Annotated in this window: 11 protein-coding genes and 4 pseudogenes; 8 read left to right on the top strand and 7 right to left on the bottom strand. The window is 67.2% G+C overall.

The window, feature by feature from the left end:
• Window positions 1-19: 19 nt before the first annotated feature.
• Complete coding sequence (locus tag DEJ46_RS00265) at window positions 20-2,386, bottom strand: isoamylase (protein WP_223834424.1); 2,367 nt, start codon at window positions 2,384-2,386, stop codon at window positions 20-22.
• 876 nt (window positions 2,387-3,262) lie between these two features.
• Here DEJ46_RS00265 and DEJ46_RS00275 point away from each other — a divergent pair.
• Complete coding sequence (locus DEJ46_RS00275; RefSeq protein ID WP_150263329.1) at window positions 3,263-3,940, top strand: N-acyl homoserine lactonase family protein; 678 nt, start codon at window positions 3,263-3,265, stop codon at window positions 3,938-3,940.
• 218 nt (window positions 3,941-4,158) lie between these two features.
• On the opposite strand, the gene DEJ46_RS00280 is transcribed toward DEJ46_RS00275, so the two are convergent.
• Window positions 4,159-4,728: a DUF6434 domain-containing protein gene (locus DEJ46_RS00280; RefSeq protein WP_150263331.1), complete on the bottom strand. Its 570-nt coding sequence runs from the start codon at window positions 4,726-4,728 to the stop codon at window positions 4,159-4,161.
• 154 nt (window positions 4,729-4,882) lie between these two features.
• Here DEJ46_RS00280 and DEJ46_RS40415 point away from each other — a divergent pair, with 154 nt between their 5' ends.
• Complete coding sequence (locus DEJ46_RS40415; RefSeq protein ID WP_263411741.1) at window positions 4,883-5,011, top strand: hypothetical protein; 129 nt, start codon at window positions 4,883-4,885, stop codon at window positions 5,009-5,011.
• Window positions 5,012-5,038: 27 nt separating this feature from the next.
• Here the strand turns inward: DEJ46_RS40415 and DEJ46_RS00285 are convergent.
• A pseudogene (locus tag DEJ46_RS00285) lies at window positions 5,039-5,230 on the bottom strand (hypothetical protein); the annotation flags it as partial.
• 173 nt (window positions 5,231-5,403) lie between these two features.
• Between DEJ46_RS00285 and DEJ46_RS00290 the strand changes: the two are divergent.
• Window positions 5,404-5,736, top strand: a complete 333-nt coding sequence (locus DEJ46_RS00290; protein WP_150263333.1) for a metalloregulator ArsR/SmtB family transcription factor — start codon at window positions 5,404-5,406, stop codon at window positions 5,734-5,736.
• The gene (locus tag DEJ46_RS00295) at window positions 5,733-6,479 is read left to right on the top strand and encodes a DUF2071 domain-containing protein (protein WP_190622351.1); all 747 of its coding nucleotides are present in this window, start codon (window positions 5,733-5,735) and stop codon (window positions 6,477-6,479) included. Before DEJ46_RS00290 ends, DEJ46_RS00295 begins: the two co-directional genes overlap by 4 nt.
• A gap of 775 nt (window positions 6,480-7,254) precedes the next feature.
• On the opposite strand, the pseudogene DEJ46_RS40665 reads toward DEJ46_RS00295, so the two are convergent.
• Window positions 7,255-7,790, bottom strand: a pseudogene (locus DEJ46_RS40665) (ATP-binding protein); the annotation flags it as partial.
• Between the two features lie 12 nt (window positions 7,791-7,802).
• On the opposite strand from DEJ46_RS40665, the gene DEJ46_RS40825 reads away from it, so the two are divergent.
• Both DEJ46_RS40825 and DEJ46_RS00310 read left to right on the top strand, forming a co-directional pair.
• Window positions 7,803-8,000, top strand: coding sequence for a hypothetical protein (locus DEJ46_RS40825; protein ID WP_190622353.1), 198 nt, complete (start codon window positions 7,803-7,805; stop codon window positions 7,998-8,000).
• A gap of 334 nt (window positions 8,001-8,334) precedes the next feature.
• Complete coding sequence (locus tag DEJ46_RS00310; RefSeq protein ID WP_150263334.1) at window positions 8,335-8,838, top strand: N-acetyltransferase; 504 nt, start codon at window positions 8,335-8,337, stop codon at window positions 8,836-8,838.
• A 1,231-nt stretch (window positions 8,839-10,069) separates the two neighbouring features.
• On the opposite strand, the pseudogene DEJ46_RS00320 reads toward DEJ46_RS00310, so the two are convergent.
• Window positions 10,070-10,580, bottom strand: a pseudogene (locus DEJ46_RS00320) (transposase family protein).
• 349 nt (window positions 10,581-10,929) lie between these two features.
• Here DEJ46_RS00320 and DEJ46_RS00325 point away from each other — a divergent pair.
• The gene (locus DEJ46_RS00325; RefSeq protein WP_190622355.1) at window positions 10,930-11,706 is read left to right on the top strand and encodes a matrixin family metalloprotease; all 777 of its coding nucleotides are present in this window, start codon (window positions 10,930-10,932) and stop codon (window positions 11,704-11,706) included.
• A gap of 79 nt (window positions 11,707-11,785) precedes the next feature.
• Here the strand turns inward: DEJ46_RS00325 and DEJ46_RS00330 are convergent.
• Window positions 11,786-12,320, bottom strand: a pseudogene (locus tag DEJ46_RS00330) (transposase family protein); the annotation flags it as partial.
• 587 nt (window positions 12,321-12,907) lie between these two features.
• Between DEJ46_RS00330 and DEJ46_RS00335 the strand changes: the two are divergent.
• Entirely contained in the window at window positions 12,908-13,264 is a 357-nt protein-coding gene (locus tag DEJ46_RS00335) for a hypothetical protein (RefSeq protein WP_150263338.1), read from the top strand.
• Here DEJ46_RS00335 and DEJ46_RS00340 read toward each other — a convergent pair.
• Window positions 13,251-14,384 carry a hypothetical protein gene (locus DEJ46_RS00340; protein ID WP_150263340.1) on the bottom strand — a complete coding sequence of 378 codons (1,134 nt, stop codon included), beginning with the start codon at window positions 14,382-14,384 and terminating at the stop codon, window positions 13,251-13,253. The genes DEJ46_RS00335 and DEJ46_RS00340 overlap by 14 nt on opposite strands.
• Between the last annotated feature and the right edge of the window lie 106 nt (window positions 14,385-14,490).

Consider the following 14,490-nt stretch of genomic DNA (forward strand, 5'->3'; position numbering starts at 1 on the left):
GACGAGTCCTGTCAGGCGGTTACCTGGCGATGAGAACGAGGGTGGCGCGGCCGTGGAGGCGGTATACGGTTCCCGCACCGCCGATCAGCGCCTCGCTGCCCGGCTGGGCGATCTGGTTCGCGCCTTCGGCCCAGGTGGCGGTGTCGGTGACGCGGTACCAGTTCTTCCCCGCGCCGGGCGAGGGGAGGGTGAAGTCGACGTCTTCGGACCAGCCGTTGTAGCCGACGTAGATCGCGCTGTTCGGGTCGCCGAGTTCAGTCCCGTCGTAGCGCCAGGCGAGAGCGTGGTTGTTCGCGTTGCCCCAGTAGGTGCCATCGGGTGCGCTGCCGGCCGGAGTGAACCAGTCGAGCTGGCCCATGCCGTTGCCGTTGCCGTCGGCGGCGCTGTAGAAGCCCGCCGGGCGCAGCGCGGGATGTGCCTTGCGGAAGGCGATCAGGCGCTGGGAGTAGGTGCGGAAGGCGCTCTGGTCCGTGGTCCATGAGGTGGTGAGCCAGTTGGCGGAGGAGTCCAGGTTGTAGGGGTTGTTGTTGCAGTTGACCGTGCGCAGGTACTCGTCGCCGCCGGTCATCATCGGTGTGCCGGCCGACAGCATCAGCAGGGCGAGGCCGTTGCGGGCGGCCTTGCGCTGGTCGGCCGCGTTGCCTGCCTGGTCCCAGGACAGGTTGCCGTCGGATCCACCGTCGGACGGTCCGTACGGCCAGGACTGGTTGTTGCTCTTCGTATTGCAGCGGTAGAGGTCGGCGAGCGTGAAACCGTCGTGCGCGACGACGAAGTTGACGGAGTTCCAGGGGGCGCGGCCGTTCGGCTGGTAGAGGTCCGAGGAGCCGGCGAGGCGGGTGGCGAGGTCGCTGGGGGTGACATTCTCGTTGCCCATGGCGTTCTGGTCGCGGCGTACGGTGTCACGGAACTTGTCGTTCCATTCGGACCAGCCGACGGGGAAGTTGCCGACCTGATAGGTGCCGTTGCCCAGGGCCCAGGGTTCTGCTATCCAGTCGGTCCCGGCGCCGCCCGCGGCCGGACGGGGCGGCATGAGGGCGGTGATGCGGTTGAGTGCGGTGTTGGGGTCGGTGCGGCTGTACTGGAAGCAGCCGTGCTGGCAGGTGTTGCCGAGCACGGGTGCGAGGTCGAAGCGGAAGCCGTCGACGCCGAGCGTGTTCCTCCAGTGGGCGAGCGAGTCGGTGATCAGGTTCCGAGTGACGGGGTTGTAGGTGTTGAGGTTGCCGTTCACGCCGGTGTTGTCCCAGGACGCCTGCATGTCGCCGGTCAGCGAGTAGTAGGTGGGGTTGTCCAGGCCGCGCATGTTGAACAGGCTGTAGGTGTTCTTGTCGCCGGCGTTCCACGGTCCGCCCTCGGCGGCGTGGTTGTAGACCACGTCCGCGAAGACCTTGATCCCCGCGTCGTGGTAGGCCCGCACCATCTCCTTGAATTCGCGGGTCGGGCCTCCGGCGCCCTTGTCCGCGGCGTAGCGGCGGTCCGGGGCGAAGAAGTTCAGCGTCTCGTAGCCCCAGTAGTTGTCGCCCGCGGTCCCGGTGGCATCGGTGTCGTTGGTGTCGTTCTGCGTCTCCTGCAAGGGGAGGAACTCCACCGCCGTGACCCCGAGCGCCGCGAGGTCGGCGGCCTTCAGCCCGGCACCCTTGTACGTGCCCCGGTAGGCAGCCGGCACGGAGGGGTCGTTCTTTGTCAGGCCACGGACGTGCACCTCGTAGACGACGTCGTCCTTCAAGGCCCGGGTCGGCTTGCTTCCGGTGCTCGTCGCGTCGGCCGCCAGCACGATGCCCTTGGGTGCCCGGGTCCCGTTGTCCACCGTGCGATAGGACGAGCCGGTGCCGTAGACGGTCTTCGACGGGCCGTTCGGGGTGAGCGGGTCGTGGCTGAGCTCCAGGGCGTAGGGGTCGGTCAGCAGCTTGTTCGGGTTGAAGCGGTTGCCGGCCGTGTCCACGTCTGTCATGAAGCCCGCGGACGAGCCCTTCGTCCACGCAGGATCGTAGGGCCAGTTGGGACCCCAGGCCCGGTAGCCGTAGTAGACCGGGCCGGTGATGCCGTACGGCTGTCGGATCGTGGTGACAGGCACGGTCGCGGACCAGACTCCGGTCGCGGAGTCCTTGGTGAGGGTGAGCGCGGCGGCCTCCTGGGCTCCGGTCGCCGCGCCGTAGAGGTACAGCTCGATGCGTGTCGCGCGGGAGGAGTAGATCCGGAAATCGACGTTGGTCGCCGTCGCGTCGTAGCGAGCGCCGAGAGGGTCGCCTGCCGCGGCCGCGGCAGGCGTGGCGAGCGGAGCGGGCGCCACGGACGCGACGAGAGCGGCGAGGGCCGCGACACCGACGGCCGCGACACGCAGTCCGAAACGGCGCCCGCTCGGGGTGCGGGCAGGGGGGAACGAGGGCACGGCGACTCCTGGAGGCAGACGAAGGCAAGCCCCGGCGCCGTCCCGACACCGATGACTGAAAAGCGTTGCTGAATCTTGCGGCAACGTAGTGCAGGCACCTGCGCTCGTAAAGACTCTGAACACAAGCCCCGGCGACTGGGCCCAGGAGGTCGGCCAACGGCTGGAAGCGGGTATCCGTTCTCTGCGGATGAGGTTCGATCAGCGGCACGGTGAACCGGTACCGGCTCGAAGAGGCCGTACGGCACGTACTGCGGGATCTCGCCGTGCGCGGCCCAGGCCAGGCCGCCACCTCGTCAACACTCGCGATGGCCGCCTCGCCGCCGACAGGTCGGCATGCGGTGTAGTGGATCTCCCGGCCCGTCATGGGGTGAACCCGTCGTCCGAGCACACTCTGCGCGGTCACCAGGAGCCAGGAGGCCACGAGCAGGTCGGCTGCATCTGCACAAGCCCAAGGCACATGGAATACGCCTACAACGCCGTCATCATCGGCGAAGTCCTCGTACGCCCGAGAGGACCGGTGGATCGCACACCCCGAAGAGAGCCACGACTCCCAACTACGCGACCTCCCACCACACCGATACCTCTGATACGCCCTGAACACCTACCGCGTACTCGCCACCAGAGGCACCCGAGGAACCCGCTTCCACTCCACCGACGCGATCACCCAGAACCACTTCCGGACACTGGTCCCCCCACAAGATCAGTGAACCCGACCCCGTTCACCGGACGGGTGATCCGGATCCCGTGGGCGGCGGAAGGTGATCACTCGCCGGCGGATGGGTCTGAGTCCGCTGTCGGCAAAAGCCCCAGGAGGACCCAACGGCGGCCTGCCAGCATGACCCGACGAGCAAGCAGACTGCAGTACGCCGACTCGACCTGGGCTCCTTCGTCCGGCCGGCATCGGAAGCCGGTGGCTCGCAGCCGCGAGTTGAACCCGTCCTCGCCTATCTCGTGCGCCGCGACGAGGGACTGATCCTCTTCGACACCGGTGTCGGCACTGCCGACCCAGAGACGGAAGCCCGCTACCGCCCCCACCGCAGGCCACTCGAGGCAGCCCTCTCGGCCGCAGGAGTCACCCTCACGGACATCTCCCTCATCGTGAACTGCCACCTCCATTTCGACCACTGCGGCGGGAATCCCCTGCTCGCCGGCAAGCCCGTCCTCGTGCAGTCCGCGGAGCTGGCCACCGCCCGCCGAGGCGGCTACACCATCGACGAACTCGTCGACTTCCCCGGCGCCACCTACAAGGAGATCACCGGAGAAGCCGAGGTCTGGCCGGGAATCTGGATCATCCCCACCCCCGGGCATACCGCCGGGCACCAGTCGCTCGTGATCCGACAGAACGACGGCACCGTGGTCCTCGCCGGCCAGGCCCACGACTTCGCATCCCATTTCGCCTCGGACCACCTGGCCCGCCAGGCCATCCTCCACGGCCTCCAACCGCCGCTTCCCACCTACCAGCCATGGCTGGAACGACTCACCGAATTCGACCCCCGCCGAGTCCTCTTCGCACACGACTCCTCCGTCTGGGAACCACCCCAGCACAGCGGTTGATGCCAGCCACCCTCACTGGCGAAGCGAGGGAAACGCATGAATGACATCGGAGGGGGCCACCCGCGGCCTCATGGTGCCCGCTGGACGAGAAGAGCAGCGCCCCAGCGCAGCCAGGACTGCTGGGTGCGGCAAAGGGATCGGCTGTCAGCCAAGCGGCGAGGGGCCGGCGCGACATGCCCCGGACGTCGTTACGGCACCCGGTCATCGCTGCGGACCGGTCACCTCGCGGCCGGGCTACGAGGTCGGTCGCGGTGAGCCCTCCAAGCGGCGAGCGCTTCGGTACGACTGCCAGCTGGATGCTCGGCATGCCAGTCACGCAGGAAGCGGTTGAGCTCGAACTGCGCGCCGATCTCTTGAAGCTGGGCAGCGGTCCGGCGGGTGGCGTGCCAGTGGGCGATGGCGTCGGCCAGGGTGCGCCCTGCGCTTTCGGCAACAAACGCTCGCATGTACGCATCGAAGTGGAAGCCCGGGCCGATCTCCCGGCGGAAGTACTCGCGCAGCACCTGACTGCACCGCTGACCCTCGGGAATCACGGTGGAGCCGTTCACCGGCGCGGCAAGCTGGTGGCCGGCGCTGCGCGTCCGGGACGGCGCGGCCGCCGGGGCGACGCCGTCCAAGGCGGCCCGCAGCCGCTCCGTCAGCGCCACCTTCCCACCGCTCCGCGACACCCCGATCTCCCGGGCGAGTACGGTCAGCTCGGCCAGCGTCCAGTACCAGCGAGCCAGCTCGTCCCCGCTCAACGCCGTACTCAGCTCCGGTCGCTTCTCAGCACCCGCGTTCGAACTCATGTCCCCATGATAGGTGGCCCGTCTTATCAGGTACTGCAGAGACAAGGCTGCTGACCTGCGGGCTGACAGGTTGTGCCGAGACCCAGGACATCCAGCCCGACGAGACGAACGTGCGCGGAAGCCGCATCGCTTCAGAGAAGCCGACGAACCCAGCGTGCACAGCCACTTGCACGCCGAGGAGAAGCCCAACATCTTCGGCTGGTCTCTCGATCAGGAGGTGCTGGACTTCCTCGCCGCCACTGGAGCGTTCCTGGGCGTCGACGAGTACGACCCGACGGGCTAAGCACGTTCACTTGTACCGCCTTGTACAGATTGACGTGTACGCCGACACGCGGTCCTTGGAGATGACAGCGGCTCGGATGTCGGGACGCCAGGTCGGCCACTGAAGGGCGGGCCACTGTTCGCCGTCCTTGCAGCGGCGTCCCTGCGGGCGCTCGCGGAGCTTGCCGACGCCACCCTTGGCCGTGGCCTTGATCGCGGACAGGAGGGCGGCCAGCGCCGGGAGACCGTCCCCGATGCCCTCGACAGCCTTGCCGCCCAGATCTCCTGACCACACTTCTTGCCGTTTCAGGAATCTGGAGAACCGATGTCTCGAGTGACGAAAGGCGACCGTGCCCATCATCACGCCCGAACGGGCCTATGTTAGATCTTTAGCTTATGTGCTAAATATCTAACATGACAGAAGCTCAGGATGAGGCCGGGGCCTTCCGCGCACTCGCTGATCCGACGAGGCGCCAGATCCTTGAGGACCTCAGAGGTGGCGAGCTCGCGGCAGGCGAGATCGCGAGCAGGTTCGCGATCAGCGCGCCGTCCATTTCACGGCATCTCGGCGTGCTCAAAGGAGCGGGACTGGTCACCGAGCGCCGGGACGGCAACCGGATCCTCTACACACTGGCCGAGGACCGCCTGGCCACCTGCATCGGTCGGTTTCTCAGCGCCGTCTGCCCCGAGCAGATCGTCCTGCGCCACACCAAATGGCGCCCCGGAGCGCAGAGCGAGGGATCATGAGGCAACCGCGTCTGTCCAGCGTCGTTGAACGACGGCTTCTGGTGAACTACCGGGTCGCCCCGGAAGCCGCGGCACGCCTGCTTCCCCAGCCGCTGCGCCCGCAACTGGTGCACGGCCACGCGGTCGCGGGCATCTGCCTACTGCGGCTGGGAGGTGTCCGGCCGGTCTGGGCCCCCAAGGTGTTCGGGCTGCGGAGCGAGAACGCGGCGCATCGGATCGCCGTCGAATGGGACGGACCGGACGGCGTCGAGACCGGCGTCTACATCCCGCGTCGCGATACCGCCTCGCGACTCAATGTCTGGGCCGGAGGCCGCGTCTTCCCCGGCGAACACGGCCGCGCCGATTTCGAGGTGCACGAGACACCCGGCCAGGTGCGTGTCGCCTTCGCGACGTGGGACGGCGACACCCGGGTGGACGTCACCGTCGAGCCGTCCGCCGACCTGCGGGGCAGCAAGCTCTTCGCCGATCTCGCCGAGGCCTCCCTCTTCTTTCAAGACGGGGCAAAGGGCTACTCGGCCACCAGGTCCGGCCGCCACCTGGACGGCATGGAACTGCACACCGACGCCTGGCACGTGGAAGCCGGCCGGGTTCGCTCCGCCACGTCGTCCTTCTTCGACGACCCGGACCGCTTCCCGCCAGGGAGCGCAACCCTGGACTGCGCTCTGGTCATGCGCAACGTTCCCGCCAGCTGGCGCCCGCTCCCGACGATGGCCGCCAACCGAAGCGCTCGACTCGCCAGGTGAAGCGCTCCTTACCTTGTCGGCGGGTTGATTCTGGTCCTTCGTACGATCGGGAGACCCAGGGACCTGGGCGCGGCTGAAAGCTCGGGCCGACGGGTTCGAATCGGGTCTGCCCTACCGAGGTCCACCGGTCCCAGGCGCGCTTGCGCATGGTCGGGGAGTCGGCGTCGGCCATGTCCTTGACCGGGTCGTCCACGATGGCGATGTGTGCGCCGCGTCCGGTGAGGCCGCCGCCGATGGTGTCGAAGCGGTTGGAGCGGCCTGGCTGCCGGGCTTGAGATGGAAGCCGAGGTCATCGACCCAGGTGTGGATGGCGTCTCGGATCCATCGGCCGTGGTCGTCGGCGACGTCGGCAGAGAAACTGGCGATCATCATGCGGCGTCGCGATCGCACACCCCCGCCGCAGACGTTGCCGCCCGAACTCCGCCTGAAGCTGCACGAGGCCGGCGGCCGGTGACCCACACGTTCCACTCCGACGCCGCTGAGAAGATCCTCGACGACCGCGAACACCCGGGTCTCCCCTGCAAGCCACGCTGCCGCCGCTAAGGGCTTGGAACGAAGAGCCTGCGTCGATCTTCCGGCGGAATGAATACGACTACTCAGACGGCCGGAGGCCACCGGCCAGCAAGGTATCGGCAGGCGATCGATACTCCTCCCAAAGCCCCTGCTCACCGCCGCACTCGGCAGCGTCGTCGTCCCCATCGGCACCCAAAGCGCCCACGCCACCACCCCTCACACCGCCACCACCACTGCCGCCTCCGCCCCCTCGGCGCACGCCGAGGGGTTGGTAGCCGACCTCGTCGGCGACGAGAATGCTTGGCCGCAGGTAGGTGCCGAGCTTGTTCCTCGGACGGTCGGCGGCTTCGGCGGTTGAGAGGTTGCGGACCATGTCGTCGAGGCTGGTGAAGTGGATCGAATGGCCGGCCCGGCAGGCAGCGACCGCGAGAGCGACGGCGATGTGTGTCTTGCCGACCCCGGGCGGCCCGAGCAGAGCGGCGTTCGCCTTGCCGTCGACGAACGAGAGGGTGGCGAGGTCCTTGAGCTTGCGCGGGTCGAGGGCGGGCTGGAAGGAGACGTCGTACTCGTCGCGTGTCTTGTGGTGTGGCAGCCGGGAGAGCCGAACCGCAGGCCCCGGCGGAAGCGGCGGTCGTCGCGGACGGCAGGCTCCTCTGGCAGCACCATGTCGAGGAAGTCGAGGCAGCCCATCTTGCCCTCGTTGACCCGCCGCGTGTACTCGTTGATCGTTTTGGCCAGGCGGGGCAGGCCGAGCTTGCCGGCCGTATTGCGGATGCGGGTGGAGACCAGCTCGCTCAAGACGCTTCCCTCGTGCCCGGACGGGTGGTGAAGGGACGTGTGCGACCGGCCGGGCAGAACGTGGTCACGGACGATGAGGACCTGCCGTTCGACATGGCCCTTGCCGGTAGGCCGGTAGGCGGCCAGGACGTCGATATCGAAGTCGAAATGGCCGGCGAAACCGACCGCTTCCGGATGCAGCGGGACCCCTCGTCGCCCCAGTCGACCTGAGCCTGGGCGCCGGGGATGACCGCCTTCCGCCGCCTCTCACCGACCAAGCAGCGGAGAGCAGCAGGTCTCAAGGCATCAGTAACTGTCCCCTTCATCCGTACGCGGGTGGGGACGCTCATGTGTACGCCGACACCGTCAGCCACGCGACATCGCAACCGAGCCCCGACTCCACCCAGCCGGCATCCGACCTGCCGACCACAGCAGCAAGGGCCCCGCAACCAGAGGCCCCGCCCCGAGAAGTCGTTGCCATACCGATCATGGAGTCTGTCGATCGGGCGGTATCCGGGGAAAATCCAGGGGAGCGGACGGCCGTGCGCTGCTACGGTCGGGCGCTATGAGCTGGCTTCCCGATGACTTCGTCCATCCTGTCCTGGTGCCCCTGCCGGGCGGTGGTCATCACCTGCGGCCGATCCGGGAGGCGGACACTCCGCTCGATTATCCGGCTGTGATGGGTTCGCGTGAGCGGCTGTGGACGATCTTCGGCCCGGCCTGGGGCTGGCCCGCGGCCACCATGACCTACGAGGCCGACCAGGCCGACCTGTTGCGGCACGAGAAGGAGATCGCCGCACACCAGTCTTTCAACTACGCGCTGTTCGACGCGGCGGAGACAGCTCTGCTCGGCTGCGTCTACATCGACCCACCGGAGAAGGCCGGCGCGGACGGCGAGATCTCCTGGTGGGTGGTGGACGAACTGGTGGGCAGCAAGGTCGAGCAGGCCCTCGACGAGCTGGTGCCGCAGTGGATCGCCGCCGACTGGCCGTTCGAGCAGCCGCGTTTCCTCGGCCGAGAGGTCTCCTGGTCGGACTGGCTCGCCCTGCCGGAACACCCCGACGCGTAAGTAGCTTTTGTCTTCATGCTCTGCGGACTTGGTGCCCGATCGGCCGTCTCGATCGGGTGGTTGTCGGGTTCTCGGCGCATGCGAGGAGAGCCTCCTGAACAGCTCGCTGGTGTCGAGTCACCGAGTGTCATGAGGCCCTGGTGTCACAGTTTGGGTGTCGATGCCCGTGCAGTGCACCGCGGGTACTCGGGAGTACGCCTGTCTGGCTCATCGGTCCGGAAACGTCCGGCAATCGGCTGCGAGAGCGTCGGTATCCGAGCGACATGACGGACGCGGTGCGGGTGGTGCTGCGGCCGTGCGGCAGGTGACGGGTCGGATGCAGGGCCGAGGCGGGCAGGTCCGGGAGAGGGCAGGGCACGATGCCCTGCCGATGGCTGGGGTGATTGATTCGCAGTCGGTCAAGGCGGATGCCGTGGTCGCCGCCGGCCCACGGTCTTCGACGGCGGCAAGCTGGTCAACGGACGCAAGCGGCACGTCGTGGTCGACCCCCTCGACCCATTGCTGGCGTGATGGTCACCGCTGCGGATGTGGGCGATCGCGCCGCTGCCCGCATCCTGCTGGAACCGGTGGCTGCCGCTTACCATCGCCTGGCCCTGGTCTGGGCCGACGGGTGGCTGCACCGCCACTCCTGCCATTCCTCCTCAGCCGCGGCCAACTCGGCCTGAATACGGCCGGCCTCCTCACGCAGGCCATCGACCCGACGCCGAGCAACCAGCTCGTGCTGTTCCAGTAGTCCAACGACTGAAGGCATTCAAGACCTCCCGGCGAACGACGATCTGACAGGCCACTACTCCCACGGGTCCATCGCACCAATCCGCAACCAGCGGAAACACGCCAATCACACCGGGAAAGGCAACAGTTCTTCAGGCGCGGTGAAGAGGATGTGCGTGTTGTGCAGGCACGTACGCCGGCCACGGTGTCGTCTTTGGGGGGCTGGACGCCCGTCCCGACAGGGGCCGCGCGGGCGGCGGCGTAGGCGTCGATGGGGTCGGATTTGCCGATGCGGCGACGTTCGGGCCGGTCGGGCCGGTTGACTTCGACGACCAGGTACCCGTGTGAGCGGGCGGCGCTGGTGAAGCCCGGCTCCGTAAGACGAGGTGCCTTCCACGCCGACCGCGATCACCGGGCCGTAGGCGTTCAGGAAGGCCAGGGCCGCCGCATATCCCGCGGTGGTGGTGGTGAACTCGGCGTCCGCGATGTGGTCTCCGTTGGCACTGAGCCTTTTCCATCCTCAGTCTGAGCTGGCCAGGTGCGGGCAGAGGATGGCTTGGACCGGGTTGGTGATGCGGGTGGTCGAGCATCGGAGCTTGCGCGGGAGTCGCCAGGTCTTGAGGGTGGCGACGGCCTGTTCGGCCAGGGCTCGGATCTTCGCGTGGGAGCGGTCGACTGTCTTCTGCCCGGGCGGACAGCGTCTCCCACGGTCCGGACCGCCTCCGCAAGAGTTGGGGCGCGGGCAGCCAGGAGGTCCACGGCTTCGGTGACGTACCGATAGGCGGTGGTGGTCCCGATGCCGTATCCGCCCGCGAGCTGGGTATACGGGTGTCCGTTGCGGAGATGGGCGAGTGCGAGCCAAGGCCTGCCGCCCCGCATTCAGGCGTCTCCACCGGGTACCGGGGCTCCTTGCGGCGCCGGCGGAGCCGGTCCGACAGGCAGCGCAGGGCAGAACTGGACACGTCGACGCCGGACGGGTAGCAAGCGTGCCAAGCCTCAGGTGGAGAGCTGTTTCTTGGTCGAAAACCCATCTACCAGTGGCTTCACCTGTCTGTAAGCCCAACCGCTAAACCCGGCAGCCCGGTTGGAAAGCCCTCACTCACCCTCAGGGAACTGATCAGCCGGCCAAGTCCTGAGGCGTTCCGCTTGTTGCGCTTTGCGCAGGGCCGCCGACCATCTGTCCCATTCCGTCGAGCACGGCAGCACGCACATCACCGACAGCAACCGCACCTTGTTCCACTCTGCGATTGATCGCCCGAAAATGGAGTCACCGTCTTTGACGCATACATGCCAGTCTGCTCTGCGGCGCCATGTCTTCGATCGCGGACGCGGTCGGGGCGTCGACATTGGGGGAACTACATGTTACGAGCAGCCAGACCCATGGTCGGACTGGTCGGCCTCATGCTGATGCTGATGGGGCTGACGGTGCCGCAAGCTGCTGCCGATCCGCTGCGCGGCACAGACCCTAAGACCGCTGTCGCCCAGCACGACGAAGCGGTGTACGTCGTGCAGGAACGAGAGGACGGCACCGTCTACACCGCCATCTACGAGCCTGCCGCAGGTGTCACGCCCGATGAGCTGAGGGCGTCACTGCGGCGCCAAGGCATCCGCGGTGTGCAGGACGCAGAACCGACAGCCACAGCCGGCCTCGGGACACTCGGCTGTTCCCCGATCGTCGGAACCGCGTCCGCGCTGTGCGGTGCCAAGTGGTCCTACGGTGCCTACAACGACCCGCAGGTGTACTTCCTCGACCACACCAGCGACAGTTGGCCGGTGAGCGACGCCCAGGTCGACTGGTACCAGGCGCCCGGCATCGACGCCTACTACCGCTGGTACACAGCCGGCTGCCCCAGCGGCCGCCACTGCGTGCACACCTACAGCGGAAGCTACGGAACCGACTGGTACGGCCAGACCTCGTACACCACCTCCGGCGGGTACTTCGTGGACGGTTCAGTCGTCGTGAGGCTCAACGATCAGGTTACGCCGAACACCTACGCGGCACGGCGCAGCGTCGCGTGCCATGAGATGGGCCACGCACTGGGGCTGGATCACAACGGGTCGACCAACAGCTGCATGTCGGTTCCCGAGTTCCCGCAGCACCCGTCGTCCCAGGACTTCTCGGTGCTGAACCTGCTCTACCCGAAGGCCGGCACCTGACAGACCTGACGTGCTGCCCCCAGCCCAGTGCCGAGCTGGGGGCAGCACAGTGCGGGTCAGTGAGCGCTTTCCAGCATCGCTCTGAGCTGGCCAGATGCAGGGCCGGCGCGGCTGGGACCAGGCTTGTGATGCGGGTGGTCGAGCACCGGAGCTTGCGGAGAGGTCGCCAGGACTTGAGGGTGGCGACGGCTTGGTCGACGAGGGCTCGGATCTTGGCATGGGACCGGTTGACGGCCTTCTCGCCTGGGGAAAGCGTCTCCCACCGGCCCCAGTGCGGGACACGGGCAGGACCCCCGGCACCCCGGTAGCCCTTGCCGGCCCAGCAGGTGACGCCGGCGTCCGCGAGAGCGGTGATGTGCCGTGCCGGCAGGCGGCCTGTCATCGTGCACGGCCCCCGGGGAGGGCAGGTGAGGCCCACAGCAACCGGCCGGAGGGATCGGCCAGGACCTGCACGTTCATCCTGTACTTCTTGTGCTGGAGCAAGAAGGCTTGTCCGCAGCGATCCGGTCGATCGGCAGCAGGGTCCCGTCCAGCAGCACGAACGCCTTCGTCGACGCGGTCCGTGCCGCGTCCGCGCCACTGGGCGCGAGCGTGGCTGCCGCGACTGCCGCGTCGAAATCCACGTCGTAGAAGTACTCGCCGTCGCGGAAGGCACCATCGAGCGCCCCAACGGCATTCAGCGCCTCGCCCTCCCAGTGACGCACCACGGCTTTGACCGGCCGCGATATCCAACCGCGTACCAGAAAACATCTGTAGGCGTTAGCCCTGCGCTCGTGGTCCTTAGAACTCATCTCATTTGGTGGTCCGTTGTAGCAGATGAGGGTGTAGGGGGGCCGGTATAGGCGAGGAATCGCTCGACCTTGCGTTCGTGACGGAGGTGGAGTCGGCGACGGTCAGCGAGTCAGGCCCGTTGTCGGTTCGATGCGAGCCGCTGCGACGTCTCCGAGGTCCTTGCGGCGTCGGGGATTGCCGGCGGATAAGGGCAGACTGGTCCCTCGGTGATCAGATGGATCACCGAGACCCAGCGGCAGAATGGAACGGCGGCCTGTCACTGACGGACGGCAGTGGATGGATTCCCCGCACAGACAGATACCGGCGACGCTCACAGGCTGTCAGGCAGTCGGAGCGCTGCGACTATCAGTACAAGGGGGGAAGAACAGTGATCGAGAACCATCTCGCAAGGGCAGTGCTCTCCGCCATCATGAGACGGATCGGTCACCCCTACCGGAGGGCCGTCCGGACGCCGTTCCCCGTCGTGCTCGACGCCTCCGGCGCGCAGGAGGCGCTGCGGACCAGCCTCGGCCGGGAGGCGCAGGTCCGTGCCGCGATCGACGCACTCCCGGTCGAGCCCACCGACTCGCCGTACTCGCCGTTCGGCGCGATCGCGTCCGACCCCAGTTACGACGGCGACCCGGCCCTCGTCGAGCCCTCTCCGTTCTTCACCACTTTGCACGGATATGTGCAATGCCAAGGAGCTTTGATGACCCCTTGCGAGACGACCCGGCGCACCCTCGCCCCCGGCGGCCGGACGATCACGGTGGCGCTCAGAGGGCGATGAGCTCTCGTAGGAACTCACGAGCTTGGTCGAGGGGAACGGTTGGGCTGTAGCCACTCGCGAGCACCTGATTGAACGGGCCCGAGAGCTGGGTGACCCCACGTGACCCTCGGCCCGCCCAGTGGTGCTGAATCCTCGTCGCCGCGAGAAGTGACCTTTCGAGGACGGGAATCAGCATGGCGCGGACATCTTGGCCAACCACGTCGATGCCGATCACGAGGACTGCGGCGACGGTGTCGGGCTTCGCGAGGAACCGCAGCATCTTGTCGACGTTGTACGCCTTCGGCGCGGAAGCGCGGTCCAGCAGCTTGGTCTTGATGTCGATGGAGAGCAGAACGTTCGCGTACCGACGCTCAAGATCGTCGAGCCGGTGCGCGGATCCACCTCCCGTGATGAGTTGCTCGATCTCGTTGCCGCGAAGGTTGACGTTGTCGAGCGCGGCGAGCCTGAGGATGGACTGGCGATGTTGCGTCACTGTGGTGACGAGGTCTTGGCCGATGGCAGCGAAGTCCTCAGAGGCCAAAGCCGCTGCAGCGCGGTTCGGGGCCGCCAGAATCAGTGCCTGATCGTCGGTGCTGGGGTAGAAGCGGACGTCCCGCGGGACGATGGCATTGGTCGCCTCGACGAGGCGCTCGACGTTGTCATCCCAGGTGAACGCGGCGTGGAGTGCGAACAGTGCGCCGAAGTTGGCCGGGATGTTGGACAGTTCGTCGTACTCCCGGAGGATGTCGCTGCCGTTGAAGCTCCCGCGAACGTGGCCGATCCGAAGGTCCCTCGAGCTGTGGCTCACCTTCTTCAACATCGTCGAGTTGGCAAGCAGGAAGTCCAGTCGATCTCGACGAACGACGACGACGATGAACGGAGCCTGGTCGTGTTGCTGCAACGCCGAGAGGGACAAGATCGTGTTTGAGAAGGAGCCCGCCTGCGCCTCTGTGAACCGGAGTGCATAGCCGTCGCCAACAAGCACGCTCCGAACGCGCCTTGGCGCGAAGGCGCCAATGAACGCTGCTTGCAGTTCCTGCTTGCGGGCACTCTGGTCGGACCTCTTGTATGTGACGAGGAAGTCCAGCGCCTCGTGCAACTCGCCATCGCGCACTCGCGGGTCTCGGCCGCTGTCCGGCATATCTACACCTGTCACGACGCCTGGTAGTAGTTACGGATGGTTGCAGCCGTGCGCTTTCGGCGCTCGACGAGGAGGATCTGTCCGCGGTACGGCGGCGAAGCGGGAA

Origin of the sequence: Streptomyces venezuelae (assembly GCF_008642375.1) — a bacterium.
GTDB lineage: Bacteria > Actinomycetota > Actinomycetes > Streptomycetales > Streptomycetaceae > Streptomyces > Streptomyces venezuelae_G.